This window comes from Cellulomonas sp. GTC20042 (assembly GCF_055389595.1).
This window is the reverse complement of sequence record NZ_AP043678.1, coordinates 357,729-372,146: the sequence shown is the minus strand read 5'-3', so window position 1 is coordinate 372,146 and position 14,418 is coordinate 357,729. Positions and strand designations below refer to the sequence as shown.

Genomic DNA, 14,418 nt, shown 5'->3' with positions numbered 1-14,418 from the left:
ACCTCGCAGGTGATCGACGGGGTGGTGGGGTCTAGCGGCCGAGCGGTCGGGGGCGGGCCTGGTCGGCGACGACGCCCATCGAGCGGATCGCGCGGTCCATCGGCGAGGGGCGCTGCCGGCCCTCGGCGACCCGCTTCACCTTCTCGAGCATGGTGCGGACCATGAACACCGAGGGGCTGCCGAGCAGCACGATCACCAGCGCGCGCGGCAGGCGGGCGTGGAACGGCTCGAAGGTGGTGTCGCAGCGGTTGACGAAGCGGGTGCGCCCGTCGGGCAGCGGCTGGAGCACGAAGTTCCACGTCCAGGCGAAGGTGCGCAGGCCGAACGGCGGCAGCAGGGCCATGCCGCCCTCGGCGGTCGGCGGCGTGCGGGTGTCGCTGATCGAGGTGAAGTACGCACCGTCCTCGACCTCGGCGATCTGCGAGCCGATCCCGGCCTGGTGGTAGAAGAGGAAGTCCCCCGGCTCCACCCGCTGCCACGCCTCGACGTGCTCGGTGGTGTTGAAGATGTGGAACCCGCACAGCCGCTCCAGCCAGGCGAGCGCGTAGAAGCCGCCCTTGCGCTGGCCGAGCTGCGCGATCACCGGCCACACCACCTCCGGCGGCGCGTCGATGACGATCTCCTCCTGCAGGCGCAGGTAGGGGTCGTCGGGGCGGAGCAGGTCGTCGCCGGGCAGCGGCTCGGTGCGGGCCTGCGGGCTGCTGAACGCGCCGCGCCCGTAGGTCCAGAACGCGCCGAAGACGGCGGCTGGTCCGATCAGCAGGGCGGCCGTGACGGCCTTGCGCATCGACACGGGGAACCTCCTCGTCGAGGTCATCGGGGGATCTTCTTCAGCACCTGGCGCGCGGCGTAGATCCCGGAGATCGCGGCGGGTTCCAGGCCGAGGCCGTTGTGGTCGCCGGCGACGTAGACGGCGTCGCCGTACTGCTGCTCGACGTAGGCGCGGCCGGAGACGTACATCGCCTTGTCCCAGGCGCGGTAGCCGAGCTGCTCGTGCGTGGTGAACAGGGCATCCAGGTCGATCTCCGGCTCGCGTGAGTAGACCAGGTACGTGCCGTCGTCCTGCACCGCGGTGAACACGATCGGCGAGGAGAACGGGAACAGGTTCATCTGCTCGCCGTCGAGCCCGGGACGGATCCGCCCGCGCACGTGCGCCACGTACAGGCGGCAGTGCTGCCGGATCTCGCCCAGCCCCAGCAGCTCGGCGGTGACGGCCGCGGGGGTGGCGAGCACCAGGTTCCGCGCCCGGATCTCCTCGCCGCCCGCCGTGACGGCGACCTGCACGCCGTCGTCCTCGCCGATCCGCACCACCGTGCCGGACACCAGCCGGTGACCCAGGCGGGCGCGCTCGGCGACCTCGTCGAAGGAGAACCGGTGGATCGGCAGCACCAGGCCCTGCGCCACGTTGAGGAAGTCGAGCGCGGTGATCTGCTCCAGGTCGACGCCGGTGCACGCGTAGGAGAACTTCGACACGTAGTCGAGCGCCACCGCCTCCAGGCCGTGCGCGGCCACGAAGTCCGCCGCGGGCTGCCGGAACAGCCGGCCGATGTACGGGTCGACCTCCATCGCCTCGCGCTGGGACATGTACTCGCACAGCCGCTTGTAGCGCTCGTAGTGCCGGATGAACCGGGCCATCACCAGCGCGAAGCGCGCGAAGCCGGGTGCCCGGCGCAGGGTGTGCCCGCTGAGCGTCGCGAAGGACCGGCCCTCGCCGTCGTGGAACCGGCAGGACAGCGGGTCGATCCGGGTGCGCCGCGTGACCAGCCGGGACGCGTTGCGGTAGTTCGCCATGACGAAGTAGGTGCCCCAGTTCACCCCCGCGACCGGGTCGTAGGCGGTCCGTCCGCCGATCGTGTCGCTGACCACCACCAGGTCCGCGCCGGCGTCCTGCAGGGTGCGCGCTGCGCTGAGACCGGCCCCGCCGGCACCGACCACCACGACGTCGTGGATCACGGGCACCTCCTATAGCCGAAGTGCTATGTCAGGAGGGACGCTACGCGCGGACTTCACCCGTGCCCGGGACCAACGGCTCTTCCGCCGCGCACCCACGGCCCCATGAGCCCGCAGGTCAGCGCACCGGCGGCGCAGATCACCCGAAGGGGCTGGGACCAAGGGCCCGGGTGCCGCCGTCCGGGGCCACCGGAGCAGGTGCCCACGGGTGAGCGCCGCCCTCACCCGGGTGACACCCGCTCAGGACCAGCACCGACGCACCGATCGGAGGGCGTCGGCAGCAGGCCGACGCGGACCGCCCCCTGCGGGCGACGGGAGGAACGGTGACCGTGACGACCTCGACCGGAACGCGGCGACGTGCCGACGACACCTCGGTGTCCGGAGCCCTGCTCGGCGTCATGTGGCTGGTGTCCGCGGTGGCGATCGTCGCCATGACCCCGATCGCCCCGGCCGACGAGCGGGTCGCGCTGCTCTGCTTCGGCGGGGCCGCCGTGGTCGCCGGCTGCGTGCTGCTGGCGATCCGGAACGCCGCGCTCCCCGCGATCCTCTGGCGCTCGGTGCCCTGGGTGGCGCTGCTGGTGGTCGGCTCGATCGCCTGGCTGTCGCCCACCACCTCCGTGGTGCTCGCGATCTGCCTCGGCGCGCTGATCATGTGGGTCGGCTTCAGCCTGGACCGCTCCGACCTGGTGGTCACCGTGCTCGGCGCCGTCGTCACGCAGCTGATCGGCTGGTCCGGCCAGATGCCGCTCGGCGAGGCCGCGCTGCAGACCCTCGCCGTCATGGTGCAGGTCGCCACGATCGGCTTCGGCGCGTCCTGGCTGCGGACCCAGGTGGACCAGGCCGGTCAGCGCCAGCTCGCCGCGCAGGAGGAGGTCGCCCGGCAGGAGGCCGCCCGCCGGCACGAGGACGAGCGGGTCGCCGCCGAGCGCGCCGCGCAGACCCAGACCGAGATGCAGCGCCGCCAGCAGGTGCAGGAGAAGCTCGCCGCCGAGGTCACCACCCTGTCCCGCTCCGCCTCCGCGGTCCGCGAGCAGTCCGCCTCCGTCGCCACCGCGACCGACCAGCTCACCGCCTCCCTGGGCGAGCTCACCCGCACCGCGCAGGCCACCGGGTCGATCACCGGCGACGTCGTCGACCAGACGCAGGCCGCCCGCGACGTGATGTCCGCGCTCCAGGAGTCCAGCACCGAGATCATGGCCGCCGCCGACGTGATCCTGCAGATCGCCGAGCAGACCAACCTCCTCGCCCTCAACGCCACCATCGAGTCCGCCCGCGCCGGGGAGGCCGGTCGCGGGTTCGCGGTGGTCGCCGGGGAGGTCAAGGAGCTCGCCAAGCAGTCCGGTGCCCGCTCCGCCGCGATCACCGAGACCCTCGGCGAGGTCCGCAACCAGGTCGGCTCCGCCTCGCAGCGGGTGGCCGCCATCGCCTCCCGGATGGACGACCTGGCCGACCACAACGCCGCACTGACCTCCGCCGTCGAGCAGCAGTCCGCCGCCCTGCAGGAGATCGCCCGGGCAGTGCAGTCCCAGGCCTCCGAGACCGAGCAGATGGCCGACGGCCTCGCCGAGCTCGAGCGCGCGGCGGCCGCCGCCCTCTGAGCCGGACCCGCGGCGCCGCTACACGCAGGTCGCGGCGAAGGCGCAGGTGTCGCAGTCGAAGGCGTTCACGCACGGGGTGGTGGCGTGTGTGAACGCCAGGTCCATCACCCGCCGGTACTCCGCCACCGTCGCCAGATTCAGCGTGTAGTGCACCCGCCGTGCCACCTGCTGCCGGTCGACGAAGCCCGCCTCGTGCAGGATCCGCAGGTGCTTGGTCGCCGTCGGCTGGCTGATCCGCAGGGTCCGCGCCACCTCGGTCACCGACAGCGGCGCCTCCTGGTGCGAGCCGAGCACCTTGATCATCTTCATCCGCACCGGCAGCCCCAGCGCCGCCTGGAGCTCGCACGCCCGCTCCACCAGCCCGCGCGGGCGCTCGCCGCGCGCACGCCCGCCCGCGACCAGTCCCGGCCTCACGGCGATCTGCTGCGACATCCGGACCTCCCGCCCGGGGCCCGGGGCGCAGGGGCGACGCGGGGCGGCGGCGCGGGGACAGGGTACGTCCGCACCGGCGGGACCGGGGCTGCGCGGCGCGGCGGCCACGCACCGGCGACCGCGGCGGGACGTCCCGGCAACCGCATCGGTCCCCGCGCGAAGAACGCGTCGAGCGCCGGGCAGGAATGACGAAGAAGGCCCTCCGGAGCATTCACGGAGGGCCTTCTTCATTCACGTGCGGAGACGGTGGGATTTGAACCCACGGAAGGGTTGCCCCTTCACGACCTTAGCAGGGTCGCGCACTAGACCTGGCTATGCGACGTCTCCAAGCCGTGCCAGCGTACCGGGCGTCGGCGGCACCGGGCAAAGCGCCTGCGGGTCGTGTCCACCACACCGCCCGCAGCACCGCACACCGCACCGCAGGCCGCGCCGTGTGGCTCAGCGCTCGAAGGCCCACTCCCGGTCGGTGAGCATCCGCGCGACGGCCAGCCCGATCGACAGCGCCACCACGACCAGCGCCGCCTGCACGCCGTAGGCCAGCGCCTGCGTGGTGTCGCCGTTCGAGAGGTGGAAGACCGCCCGGTACGCGGCCACGCCGGGGACCATGATCACGACGGCCGGCACCGACACGGTGATCCGCGGGATGTCCAGGCGCGGGGCGATCACGGCGGCGAGCACCCCGACCAGCACGGCGGCGCCCGCGGCGGCGGCCTGCGCGGCGAGCCCGGTGTCGACCATCGCCAGGCGGGCGGAGTTCGCGATCATGCCGACGACGGCGGCGGCCAGCGCCATCCGCCACGGGCTGTTGAACATCAGCGCGAAGCCGAGCACGCCGAGGAACGACGCCAGCATCCGCAGTGCGAGCAGCACGGCGGGGGCGAAGTACGGCGGGGCGGCGGGATCCGGCGACAGGCCCACCGCGATCGACACGCCCCAGACCGCGAGCGCCGCGGAGGTCAGGATCACCATCGCGTAGGTCAGCCGGGCCACCCCGGCGGAGAAGTCCATCTTGGCGAGGTCCAGCCCCCCGGTGACCAGCGGGAACCCCGGCACCAGGAACAGCACCGCCGACACGTAGCCGGCGGCGTGCCGGACGTCGGTGGCGCCCATCTGGTGCAGCACGGAGACCAGCCCGAGGTACGCCAGGCAGGCGACCGCGGCGGCGATCATCGTGACGCCGAACTGGTTGAAGCCGCGGTGCACCAGCGTGCGGCGGACCAGCTGGCCGAGCCACGCGCCGACGAACACCGCGGCGATCTCGACCATGCCGCCGTTGTTGAGGAACGAGAACGCGGCGCAGGCGATCGCCGCCCACAGCGCGTTCACCGGGTCGGACCACAGCAGGGGCTTGCGCTCGATCCGGTCCAGCTCGGCGGTGACCTCCTCGACGGTGGCGCGGCGGTCGGTGGCGGCGAGCGACCCGGCGAGGCGTTCCAGCTCGGCGAGCCGGTCGGCGTTGATGCCGACGGTGCGGACCTCGGTGACCTCGGTGCGGAAGGACGCGCCCCGGTGCGAGGTGGTGGTGATCTCGGTCAGCGTGACGTGCGCGGTGTGCCGGTCGATGCCGAGCGCCCGGGCGACCCGCGCCATCGAGGACTTCACCCGGTACGAGCCGGTGCCGGCGGACAGGCTGAGCCGGCCGACGCGCAGGGCGACGCCGGACTGGCGGATGAGCTCGAGCTCGTCGTCGGTGGGCTGCGTGGGCACGGTGACCATGATGCCGGGCGCGCGGGGCACGGCTGTGCAGCGTTTCCTGGTCAGCGCGTCGTCGCCGCCTCACCCCCGCACGGGAGCGAGGCGGCGACGACCCCGGCGGGGTCACTCCACGGTGACCGCCATCGGCGTGACGTGGAAGGCGTTGCACGGGTTGTGCTCCTCCGGGCAGTTCGAGAAGCCCACGTACACGTCGTTCAGCACCTCCAGCACGATCTGGTCGCCGGCCGTGGTGGTCGGCTCGACGATCTCCATCCGGCCGTCCGGGTGGTGCACGATGTTCATGAACAGCGAGATGCACTGGTCCGGGTTGATCGCGGTGACGTCGAGCCCGAGCTCCAGCCAGTCGCCGATCAGGTTGTCCAGGCAGCCCCAGGTCTCCTCGACGCCGTACCGGATCGAGTTCGAGTACTTGGTGCAGTAGCCGCCGGTCATGTTGTGGGTGCCGTTGTCGTCGTGGACGACGCGGAACATCGGGCGGCACCGGTCGGAGTAGACGACGTAGCCCTCCTTGAGGTCCCACATGCCGGAGGAGACCCGGGTGAACATCGCGGACAGCCGCTCGTCGGGCTCGTCGACCATCGAGGCGATGAAGTCCATCACCTGCTGGCCCTCGAGGTCGGTGACCGTCACGCGCTGACCGGCGCGGAGCTTGAGGGCCAGCCGGCCCTTCGGTGGCAGGACGGTGCGCCCGGGGGCGGCCCAGTCGACGGTGGTGGTGCTCATGTGCAGTCCTTTCGTGGGGTTCTGGGTGCGCGATCGGCCCGCGGCTCAGGCCGCGCCGTAGCCGCCGCCGCCCGGGGTGCGCAGCAGGATCCGGGAGCCCGGGGCGAGCGCGGTGCGGCCCTTCGGCTCGGGGACGTCGACGTCGTCGACCCGCAGCAGGCCGGTGGCGCCGTCCTGCCCGCCGGCCAGGCCGGGGGCGGCGTGCTCGATCCGCTCGGTGAGGAAGATGATGTCCAGCGGCTCGTCGTGCACCGAGCGGAGCACGACCTCCTGCCCCTCGCCGCCGCGCCACCGGCCCGCGCCGCCGGAGCCGCGCACGATGCGCTTGGCCTCGACCAGCACCGGGACCTGCGACTCGACCACCTCGACCGGGGTGTTCGAGACGTTCGACGGGGTGGACAACGTGGCGTAGCCGTCCTGCCCCTGCGAGGCGCCCTGCCCGCCGTTGAAGCACAGCAGGGAGGCGAAGGCTCCCTCGTCGCCCTCGCCGCGGATGCCGACCACCCAGAACGGGGTGCCGGCGGCGGCCTGCACCCGGGAGGGCAGCGGGCCGAGCAGGGCGCGGGACAGCACCGAGGGGATCGCGTGCGCCGGGAAGTTCGCCGACACCGCGGCGGTCTTGGTCGGCTTGAGCAGCGAGCCCTCGGGGACCTTGATCGTGATCGGCCGCAGCGCGCCCTCGTTGTTCGGCACGTCCGGCGCCAGCAGGCACGCCAGGCCGTAGCGGGTGTACCCGTAGGTCGGGGAGGCCGAGTTGATGCCGAAGCGGGACTGCGCGGAGGTGCCCGCGTAGTCGACGGCCATCTCGTCGCCCAGGACGTCCACCGTGACGTGGATGGTCTTGGGCTCCTCGAAGCCGTCCAGGTCGATCGAGGCGGTGTACCGGCCGTCCGGGATCGCGGCGATCGACCGCCGGACCGCCCGCTCGGTCGCGCCGCAGATGTGCTCGGCGGCCTCCCGCAGGTCCAGGTCGGGGTCGGCGTCGAGCATGGCCTGCAGCCGGCGCTCCCCCAGGTTGTTCGCGGCGATCAGCGCGTCGACGTCGCCGAGCACCTGCCCGGGCACCCGGACGTTGCGCGCCAGGATCGTGCGGACGAGGTGGTTGGGCTCACCGGCATCGACGAGCTTGACCGGCGGCAGGCAGAAGCCCTCCTCGTACACGTCCTGCGCGAAGGCGCCCTCGGAGGTGCCGCCGATGTCGGACAGGTGGCAGATGCTCGCCACGTAGGCCACGATCTCGCCGCCCCGGAACACCGGGGTCACGGCGGTGAGGTCCGGCAGGTGGGTGTTCCCGAACCACGGGTCGTTGGTGGCCAGCACGTCGCCCGGCCGGAGGTTCTCCTTGCCGAACTGCTCGACCATCGCGGTGGCGGTGCCCGCGACGGTGCCGGTGAAGACGGGCACGGACCGGCCGTACTCGACCAGCAGCGTGCCGTCGGCGGTGAGCACCGCGCAGGCGAGGTCGTTGGACTCCCGGACCACGGAGGAGAAGGCGGTGCGCAGCAGCACGGCCGCCATCTCGTCCGCCACGGAGATGAGTCGCTGCCACACGATCTGCAGCGATGCGGCGTCCCAGGTCGTCGTCATGGTCGTATCCCTCCTCAGGGGGCTCAGAACTCGGGCTGGTCGGACGGGACCGCCTCGGGGAGCAGCCGGCGGAGCAGCTGGTCGTCGAGGAGGACCTGGTGGGCGATGGCGGCGAGCTCGCGCTCGGTGGGGGCGGTGTCGCTGAAGTCCTGCGCGGCGTTCCCGGACTTCAGGTAGACCGGCGCGGCCACCCGGACCAGGTCCGGCACGTCGTAGGAGCGCACGAAGCCGCCGGTCTGCCGGGGGTTGTCGGTGTGCAGGTCGAGCGCGACGTCGGTGGCGGCGCGCGCGGCGGCGACCATCCGCACGTCGAGGTCGCGCTGCAGGTTCACCGAGTCGGCGCCGGCCCCGGCGAGCAGCAGGGTGTGCGCCGGGTTGGCGGCCCCCATGTTCGAGGACGCCTTGAGCCGCAGGTCCGCCGGCAGCTCACCCGCCGATCGGAGCCGGTGCAGCACCAGCAGCAGCCCCTCGTCGAACACCAGGAACCCGCGGACGCCGAGGTCGACGGCGTGCGCGACGTCGTCCAGCCCCTGCGCCAGGTGGTCGGCGCCGCGCAGCCGGTAGGCGCTGGCGGCGGCGACGGTCCCGGAGGCGAGCTTCTGCGCGCCGAGGTCGTAGGTGCCGCGCGGCCCGACCGCCATCCGCAGCTGCACGCCGAGGTCACGGGCGGTGGCGACCAGGTCGACCACCTCGGCGTCCAGGTAGCGCATGGTGCCGACGGTGTTGGTGACCTGGTGCAGCCGCACCCCGCCGGCGGCGAGCAGCGCGTGCAGGCGGGCGGTGGACGCGGCGTCGAACGCCCCGGCGACCTCCCACTTGTAGTGGCCGCCGTCGGCGAACCGCAGGGGGCTGTCGGCGGGCTCGGCGGGTTCGCCGCCGGGCAGGCCGAGGCCGGTCAGCCAGGCGCGGGCGCGGTCCAGGCTCATGCGCCAACCTCGGTCAGCGGCGTCTGCACCTCGGGCAGGGCGATGCGGATGTGCAGGTTGCCGTCCGCGTCCACGGTGGCGACGTCGTCCGGACCGATCACAGCGGTGGACTCCGGCAGCTGCATGATCGCCGGGCCGGTCACCGAGAAGCCGGGCTGCTGCTCGAGCATCCGCAGCACCGGGGCCTCGACCGGGCCGGTCTCGGGGAACCAGACCGTACGGGTCCGTCCCCCGGCCGGCGCGTCGGCGACCGGCGGCACGGTCCGCACGAGCTCGGGCTGCTCGAACCGGCCGAACACGCGGACCCGCCAGGTGACGACCTCCGCCCGGTCGTAGTCGGGGCGCACCCCGTAGACGCGCGCGTACTCGGTGCCGAACTTCTCCAGGTACTCGGCGGGGCCGTCGTGCTCGTCCACCGCGACCTCGATCTCGAAGCCCTGGCCGACGAAGCGCATGTCGACGAACCGCTCCACCCGGTCGATCGTCTGGGCGAGCTCTTCGCCGGCCTGCGCGACCAGTCCGGAGAACAGGTCGGCGACGGCACCGGGCTGCCACGCGGCGAGCTCGGTGAGGTGGGTCCGGGAGACCTCGACCATCGGCGGCGCGACCAGCAGGCCGGTGGCGGACAGCACCCCGGCGGCCGAGGGGATCACCACCTCGCGCAGGCCGAGCGTGCGGGCGACCCGGGCGGCGTGCAGCGGGGCCGCCCCGCCGAAGGCCAGCATGGTGAAGGTCCGCGGGTCGTGCCCGCGCTCGGTGGCGTGCACCTGCATCGCGAGCGCCATGTGCTCGTCGACCACCCGCACGACGCCCGCGGCGGCCGCCACCGGGTCGTCGCCGAAGGCGGTGCCGAGGTGCTCGACCATCGCGCGCCGGGAGGCCTCGACGTCCAGGGACATCCGGCCGCCGAGGAAGTACTCCGGGTCGAGGTAGCCGAGCACGATGTCCGCGTCGGTCACCGTCGGGCGGTCGCCGCCGAGGCCGTAGCCGGCCGGTCCGGGCCGGGAGCCCGCAGAGTGCGGTCCGACCTTGAGCAGACCGAGGTCGTCCAGCGCGGCGATCGATCCGCCGCCCGCGCCGATCTCGATCATGTCGACCACCGGCATGCTCACCGGCAGCCCCGACCCGGCCTTGAGCCGGTGCACGCGTCCGACCTCGAAGCCGTTGTGCACGGTGGGTCGGCCGTCCTCGATCAGGCACACCTTGGCGGTGGTCCCACCCATGTCGAAGGCGATCAGCCGGTCCAGGCCGAGCCGGCGGCCGACGTACGCCGCGCCGATCGCCCCCGCGGCCGGACCCGACTCGAGCAGCCGCAGCGGGGCCTCGCGCGCCGTCGGGGTGGAGATCACCCCACCGTTGGACTGCATCAGCACCAGCGGCTGGTCGATGCCGAGGTTGCCGACCGCCCGCTCGATGTCGGCGAAGTGCTCCCCGGCGACCGGGCGCACGTAGGCGTTGGCGAGCGCGGTGACCGTGCGCTCGTACTCGCGGATCACCGGGACCAGGTGCCCGGACAGCGTGACCGGCACGCCGGGCAGCCGCTCGGCGAGCACCTTCCCCACCGCCTCCTCGTGCGCCGGGCTGGCGTAGGAGTGCAGCAGGCAGACCGCCACCGACTCCACGCCGAGCTCGGCCAGCCGGTCGGCGATCCGGCCGACCTCGTCCAGGTCCAGCGGGGTCGCCGTGGTGCCGTCGGCGTAGAGCCGCTCGGTGACCTCGAACCGCTGCGCCACCGGCACCAGCGGCTCGGGCAGCTGGAGCTGGGCGTCGTACAGGTCGTACCGCCACTCGCGGCCGATCTCCAGGGTGTCCCCGAAGCCGCGGGTGGTGATCAGGGCGGTGTCGGCCCCGCGGCGCTCGATCAGCGCGTTGGTGACCAGGGTGGTCGCGCCGACGACCGAGTCGTCGATCGCGTCGGGTCCGGCGTCCGCGGCGTCGAGCACCTGGCGGATGCCCTGCTCGATGGCGCGGCTGAAGTCGTCGTAGGTGGTCAGGCACTTGCCCAGCCAGGCACGGCCGGACGTCTCGTCCAGCAGCACCAGGTCGGTGAAGGTGCCGCCGATGTCGAAGCTCACTCGCATTGCTGCTCCTCGCGTCGCAGGTCAGGTCAGGGGGTCGGGACGTGCGCGCGGCACGTCGGCGGCCGGGGCGGGACCAGGAGCACGGGCTGGAGGTCGGGGACGTGGGTGGCGGTGCGGGTCATGACGCGACCGCCGGGACGACGAGGGGGTAGGCGAGCACCGGCAGGACCAGGCCGAGCTGGCCGCCGCGCTGGACCCGGGCCAGCCCCGGCACCCCGGCGGGGCCCGCGACGCGGACCGCCCCGTCGAAGGCCGTGCCCGCGGCCCCGCCGAGCAGCACGGCAGCGGCGAGGGTGAGGTCCAGCCGGCCGACGCCGAGCCCGCCTGCCAGACCGGCCAGCCCGAGCACGGTCCCGAGCGCAACCACGAACAGCACCCGCCGGGTCGGCAGGCCGCCGAGCAGCAGCCGCGCACCGCCCGCGCTGAGCATCACGAGCCCGGTCGTCGCACCGGCGACGGCGGAGTCGCCCCCGGCCAGGCCGGCGACCACGCCGGGCAGCGTCGAGCAGAACAGCCCGAGCACCCCGTTCGCGGCGAAGGCCAGCGCGGCGCAGGCGAGCAGGACGGCGGGCCGCACCGGCACGACGGATGCCACGGTGGGCTCGCCCGCAGGGACGGTGCCGCGCACCCCGCCCGCGGCCCGCGCGGCGCTCGCCACCACGCCGTGGCCCGCGCCCCGAACGACCCACGCCGCGAGCGGCAGCAGCACCAGCCCGACCGCGAGCACGGCGCCCCGCGACCAGCTGGCGGCGGCGAGCCCGGCCGCGACGAGCGATCCCGCGCCGACCGCGCCGAGCACCGCGACCGTCACCAGCGTCGCGCCGCGCGGCCCGCGCAGGATCTGCGCGCTGGCCACCGGGGTGAGCGCGCCGAGGGCCGCGCCGGTGATCAGCCGCCCCACCAGCAGCAGCACGAAGCCGCCCGGGGCGGGAGCCAGCACGAGCACCGCCGCCCCGGCCGCGTCGACCAGCAGCAGCGCCGAGACGACGCGCGCGGTCGCGGCCGGGCGGAGCCGGAGCCGGCCGACCACGGTCATCGCGGCGACCTGCGCCAGGCCGTGCGCGGCGAACAGCACCGGCGTGGTCCACCGGGATCCGGTGGCGGCCTGCACGTGGTGGTAGAACGGCGCGGGGAAGGCCGAGTAGGCGCTGGCCGCGCCGAGCGCGAGCACCAGCCGGGTCACGGGCGTCACGGGCGCACCCCCGGCAGGCAGGCCGCGAGCGCCACGTCGCAGACCGCGGAGCCCGCGACGTCCAGCAGCACCCGGCCGGCGGGCAGCGGCACGCGCCCGGCGAGCAGCAGCGGCACCGCAGGGGGAGGGCCGTCCGGTCGCACGTGGTCGTCCAGCGCGGGTGTGCCCGCCGGGCGGTGCCAGGTGCGGGCGCCGTCCAGCGCGACCACCACGGCGTCGGGGGCGAGCACCGCGAGGTCGGCGACGGGCTCGGTGGCGCCGGTCGCGGAGAACGCCCAGTCGGCGCCGCGCAGAACGTCGGGCCCGGTGCCGACGTCCAGCCGCCCGCGCACCAGCGGGGCGAGGGTCTCGCGCAGGGCCGCCGCCGAGGACTCGTGCCGGACCAGCACCCGCACGTCGGCCTCCGGGGCGGTGGCCAGCACCGCCGCCAGCACCGCCCGGTTGGTCGCCCCGCAGCCGGCGAGCGCCACGGTCCGCGGGCCGGCGGCCGCGCCGTCGGCACGCCGGGAGGCGGCCCGGGCCACGGCCACCGCGGTGGCGGCCGTCCGGCGCAGGGTGAACGCCATCCCGTCCACCAGCGCGAGCGGATCGCCGGTCCGCGCGTCGGACACGATCACCGTCGAGGTCGACCGCCCCGGCAGCCCGGCTCCACCGGGCGCGTAGGACGCCCACTTGGCGACGCCGAGCCCGAGGCGGGGCACCACGGCGGCGAGCGAGAGGAAGAACGCACCCGGCCCGACCGGCAGCACGGCCTTCGGGGCCTGCGTCGCCGCGCCGGTGCCGAGGTCGGCCAGGCAGCGCGCCACCTCGTCCACCACGGCGGGCAGCGGGACGGCGAGGACGTCGGCGTCGGTCAGCTCACGCACCGGGCTCCACCTCCGGCGTCGTGCGGGCCTCGACCGCGAGCGCCACCACGGCGGCGACGGTCTGCAGGTACGCGGTGCGGGCGGGCGGGAACGCGCGCGGCGCGCGGCTGACGAACGCCAGGTCGCCCCACACCCGGCCCCGGACGCGCAGCGGGAACATCACGCAGGCGTGCAGGTCCTCGGCGGTGGACATCCGGGCGGTCACCGGGAACCGCTTGGACAGCCGCGACATGTCCGACATCTGCACGACCTCGCCCCGGGCGTACACCTGCGAGCCCATGAACCCCTCGCTGATCGGGTGCCCGGTCGCGATCGACTGCCGCCACCGCGCGGACATCCCCGCCGACGCCACCAGGCGCGACACCGGGTGCCCGGCGTCGTCCGCCTCCATCCGGAACACCGTCGCGGCGTCGCCGAACCCCCGGGTGACCGCCCACTGCACGACCGTCTCGGCCAGCAGGCCGACGTCCTCGGCGGCGGGCAGGGTCTCGACCAGCGCGCGCAGCGCGTCCGCCTGGGCGTTCAGCACCGCGATGGCCTGACGCAGCCGCTCCTCGCTGCGGTCCTCGCCGAGCTCGGACACCGGCAGCAGGAACTGGTAGCCCATCCCCCGGGCGGAGCCGATCCACCGCGGCGCGCGCGGGGAGTCACCGAGCTTGCGGCGCAGCCGGCCCACGTGGATCCGCAGGGTGTTGCGCACGTCCCCGTGCCGCCAGCCCCACACCTGCTGCACGATCTCGTGGTGCGGGGCCACCTGCTGCGCGCGGGACATCAGGTACGCGAGCAGGTCGAACTCGGTCTGGCTCAGCGGCACCTGCTCCTCGCCGACCAGGCAGCGGCGGGACTGGAGGTCGACCCGCATCGCACCGGCCTGCAACCAGCGCACCTGCAACGACGGGTCGCCCGCTGCGCTGCGGGACAGCGCCCCGAGCCGGGCGACCAGCTCACGCGGACCGGCGTGCGCCTCGATCACCAGGTTCGCCCCCGCGCCGAGCAGCGTGAGCATCTCGTCGTCGGTCATCACGGTGGCGACCACCGCGATCGGGAACGAGGAGCCGCGCCGCAGCAGCCGGACCGCCTGGTGCACCCACGCGAAGGTGCTGCCGCCCACCAGCACCAGGCGCGGCTCGCGGACCGAGGCGTCGTGCGCCGCGCGGGTGACGTCCACGTGCACCGACGTCGGCCAGGCGGTGCGCCCGACGCGGGTCTGCATCCGGGAGGCCGGCGATCCCGGCTCCGCGCACAGCACCGCCGGGCTGAGCAGCGCGACGTCCTGCGCGGTGAGCGCGCGGGCGAGCCCGGGCTCGGCGGCGGTCGGTGCGGTGGGCTGCGTGACCGGCACCGGCG

At 74.4% G+C, this 14,418-nt stretch carries 12 protein-coding genes and 1 tRNA gene; 1 reads left to right on the top strand and 12 read right to left on the bottom strand.

Annotation, left to right across the window (positions count from 1 at the left end):
* Positions 1–31: 31 nt before the first annotated feature.
* The gene (locus ACZ5HG_RS01725; RefSeq protein WP_464180056.1) at positions 32–817 is read right to left on the bottom strand and encodes an SRPBCC family protein; all 786 of its coding nucleotides are present in this window, start codon (positions 815–817) and stop codon (positions 32–34) included.
* Complete coding sequence (locus ACZ5HG_RS01720) at positions 814–1,953, bottom strand: FAD-binding protein (protein ID WP_464180054.1); 1,140 nt, start codon at positions 1,951–1,953, stop codon at positions 814–816. Before ACZ5HG_RS01720 ends, ACZ5HG_RS01725 begins: the two co-directional genes overlap by 4 nt.
* Before the next feature lie 326 nt (positions 1,954–2,279).
* Here ACZ5HG_RS01720 and ACZ5HG_RS01715 point away from each other — a divergent pair, with 326 nt between their 5' ends.
* The gene (locus ACZ5HG_RS01715) at positions 2,280–3,548 is read left to right on the top strand and encodes a methyl-accepting chemotaxis protein (protein WP_464180052.1); all 1,269 of its coding nucleotides are present in this window, start codon (positions 2,280–2,282) and stop codon (positions 3,546–3,548) included.
* Between the two features lie 18 nt (positions 3,549–3,566).
* Here the strand turns inward: ACZ5HG_RS01715 and ACZ5HG_RS01710 are convergent, their stop codons facing one another.
* The 10 genes from ACZ5HG_RS01710 to ACZ5HG_RS01665 form a co-directional block, all read right to left on the bottom strand.
* Entirely contained in the window at positions 3,567–3,980 is a 414-nt protein-coding gene (locus ACZ5HG_RS01710; RefSeq protein WP_464180050.1) for an ArsR/SmtB family transcription factor, read from the bottom strand.
* Between the two features lie 238 nt (positions 3,981–4,218).
* Positions 4,219–4,307 (bottom strand) — tRNA-Ser (locus ACZ5HG_RS01705).
* A gap of 111 nt (positions 4,308–4,418) precedes the next feature.
* On the bottom strand, positions 4,419–5,696 hold the full coding sequence (locus tag ACZ5HG_RS01700) for a threonine/serine exporter family protein (RefSeq protein WP_464182075.1): 1,278 nt from the start codon (positions 5,694–5,696) through the stop codon (positions 4,419–4,421).
* A gap of 102 nt (positions 5,697–5,798) precedes the next feature.
* Positions 5,799–6,419: a DUF1989 domain-containing protein gene (locus ACZ5HG_RS01695; RefSeq protein WP_464180048.1), complete on the bottom strand. Its 621-nt coding sequence runs from the start codon at positions 6,417–6,419 to the stop codon at positions 5,799–5,801.
* Between the two features lie 45 nt (positions 6,420–6,464).
* Positions 6,465–8,006: a hydantoinase B/oxoprolinase family protein gene (locus ACZ5HG_RS01690; RefSeq protein ID WP_464180046.1), complete on the bottom strand. Its 1,542-nt coding sequence runs from the start codon at positions 8,004–8,006 to the stop codon at positions 6,465–6,467.
* 23 nt (positions 8,007–8,029) lie between these two features.
* On the bottom strand, positions 8,030–8,932 hold the full coding sequence (locus tag ACZ5HG_RS01685) for a hypothetical protein (RefSeq protein ID WP_464180044.1): 903 nt from the start codon (positions 8,930–8,932) through the stop codon (positions 8,030–8,032).
* Complete coding sequence (locus tag ACZ5HG_RS01680) at positions 8,929–11,013, bottom strand: hydantoinase/oxoprolinase family protein (RefSeq protein ID WP_464180042.1); 2,085 nt, start codon at positions 11,011–11,013, stop codon at positions 8,929–8,931. Before ACZ5HG_RS01680 ends, ACZ5HG_RS01685 begins: the two co-directional genes overlap by 4 nt.
* 118 nt (positions 11,014–11,131) lie before the next feature.
* Positions 11,132–12,205: a hypothetical protein gene (locus tag ACZ5HG_RS01675; RefSeq protein ID WP_464180040.1), complete on the bottom strand. Its 1,074-nt coding sequence runs from the start codon at positions 12,203–12,205 to the stop codon at positions 11,132–11,134.
* Complete coding sequence (locus ACZ5HG_RS01670) at positions 12,202–13,071, bottom strand: hypothetical protein (RefSeq protein ID WP_464180038.1); 870 nt, start codon at positions 13,069–13,071, stop codon at positions 12,202–12,204. Before ACZ5HG_RS01670 ends, ACZ5HG_RS01675 begins: the two co-directional genes overlap by 4 nt.
* Positions 13,064–14,413 (bottom strand): winged helix-turn-helix domain-containing protein, encoded by a 1,350-nt coding sequence (locus tag ACZ5HG_RS01665; RefSeq protein WP_464180036.1) that lies wholly within the window; start codon positions 14,411–14,413, stop codon positions 13,064–13,066. The genes ACZ5HG_RS01670 and ACZ5HG_RS01665 overlap by 8 nt, the downstream gene beginning before the upstream one ends.
* Positions 14,414–14,418 lie beyond the last annotated feature (5 nt).

What these genes read in the sequence shown, in the direction of transcription:
- ACZ5HG_RS01725 (WP_464180056.1), bottom strand. Translation starts at nt 817, where the DNA reads ATGACCTCGACGAGGAGGTTCCCCGTGTCGATGCGCAAGGCCGTCACG.
- ACZ5HG_RS01710 (WP_464180050.1), bottom strand. Translation starts at nt 3,980, where the DNA reads ATGTCGCAGCAGATCGCCGTGAGGCCGGGACTGGTCGCGGGCGGGCGT.
- ACZ5HG_RS01700 (WP_464182075.1), bottom strand. Translation starts at nt 5,696, where the DNA reads ATGGTCACCGTGCCCACGCAGCCCACCGACGACGAGCTCGAGCTCATC.
- ACZ5HG_RS01695 (WP_464180048.1), bottom strand. Translation starts at nt 6,419, where the DNA reads ATGAGCACCACCACCGTCGACTGGGCCGCCCCCGGGCGCACCGTCCTG.
- ACZ5HG_RS01690 (WP_464180046.1), bottom strand. Translation starts at nt 8,006, where the DNA reads ATGACGACGACCTGGGACGCCGCATCGCTGCAGATCGTGTGGCAGCGA.
- ACZ5HG_RS01685 (WP_464180044.1), bottom strand. Translation starts at nt 8,932, where the DNA reads ATGAGCCTGGACCGCGCCCGCGCCTGGCTGACCGGCCTCGGCCTGCCC.
- ACZ5HG_RS01680 (WP_464180042.1), bottom strand. Translation starts at nt 11,013, where the DNA reads ATGCGAGTGAGCTTCGACATCGGCGGCACCTTCACCGACCTGGTGCTG.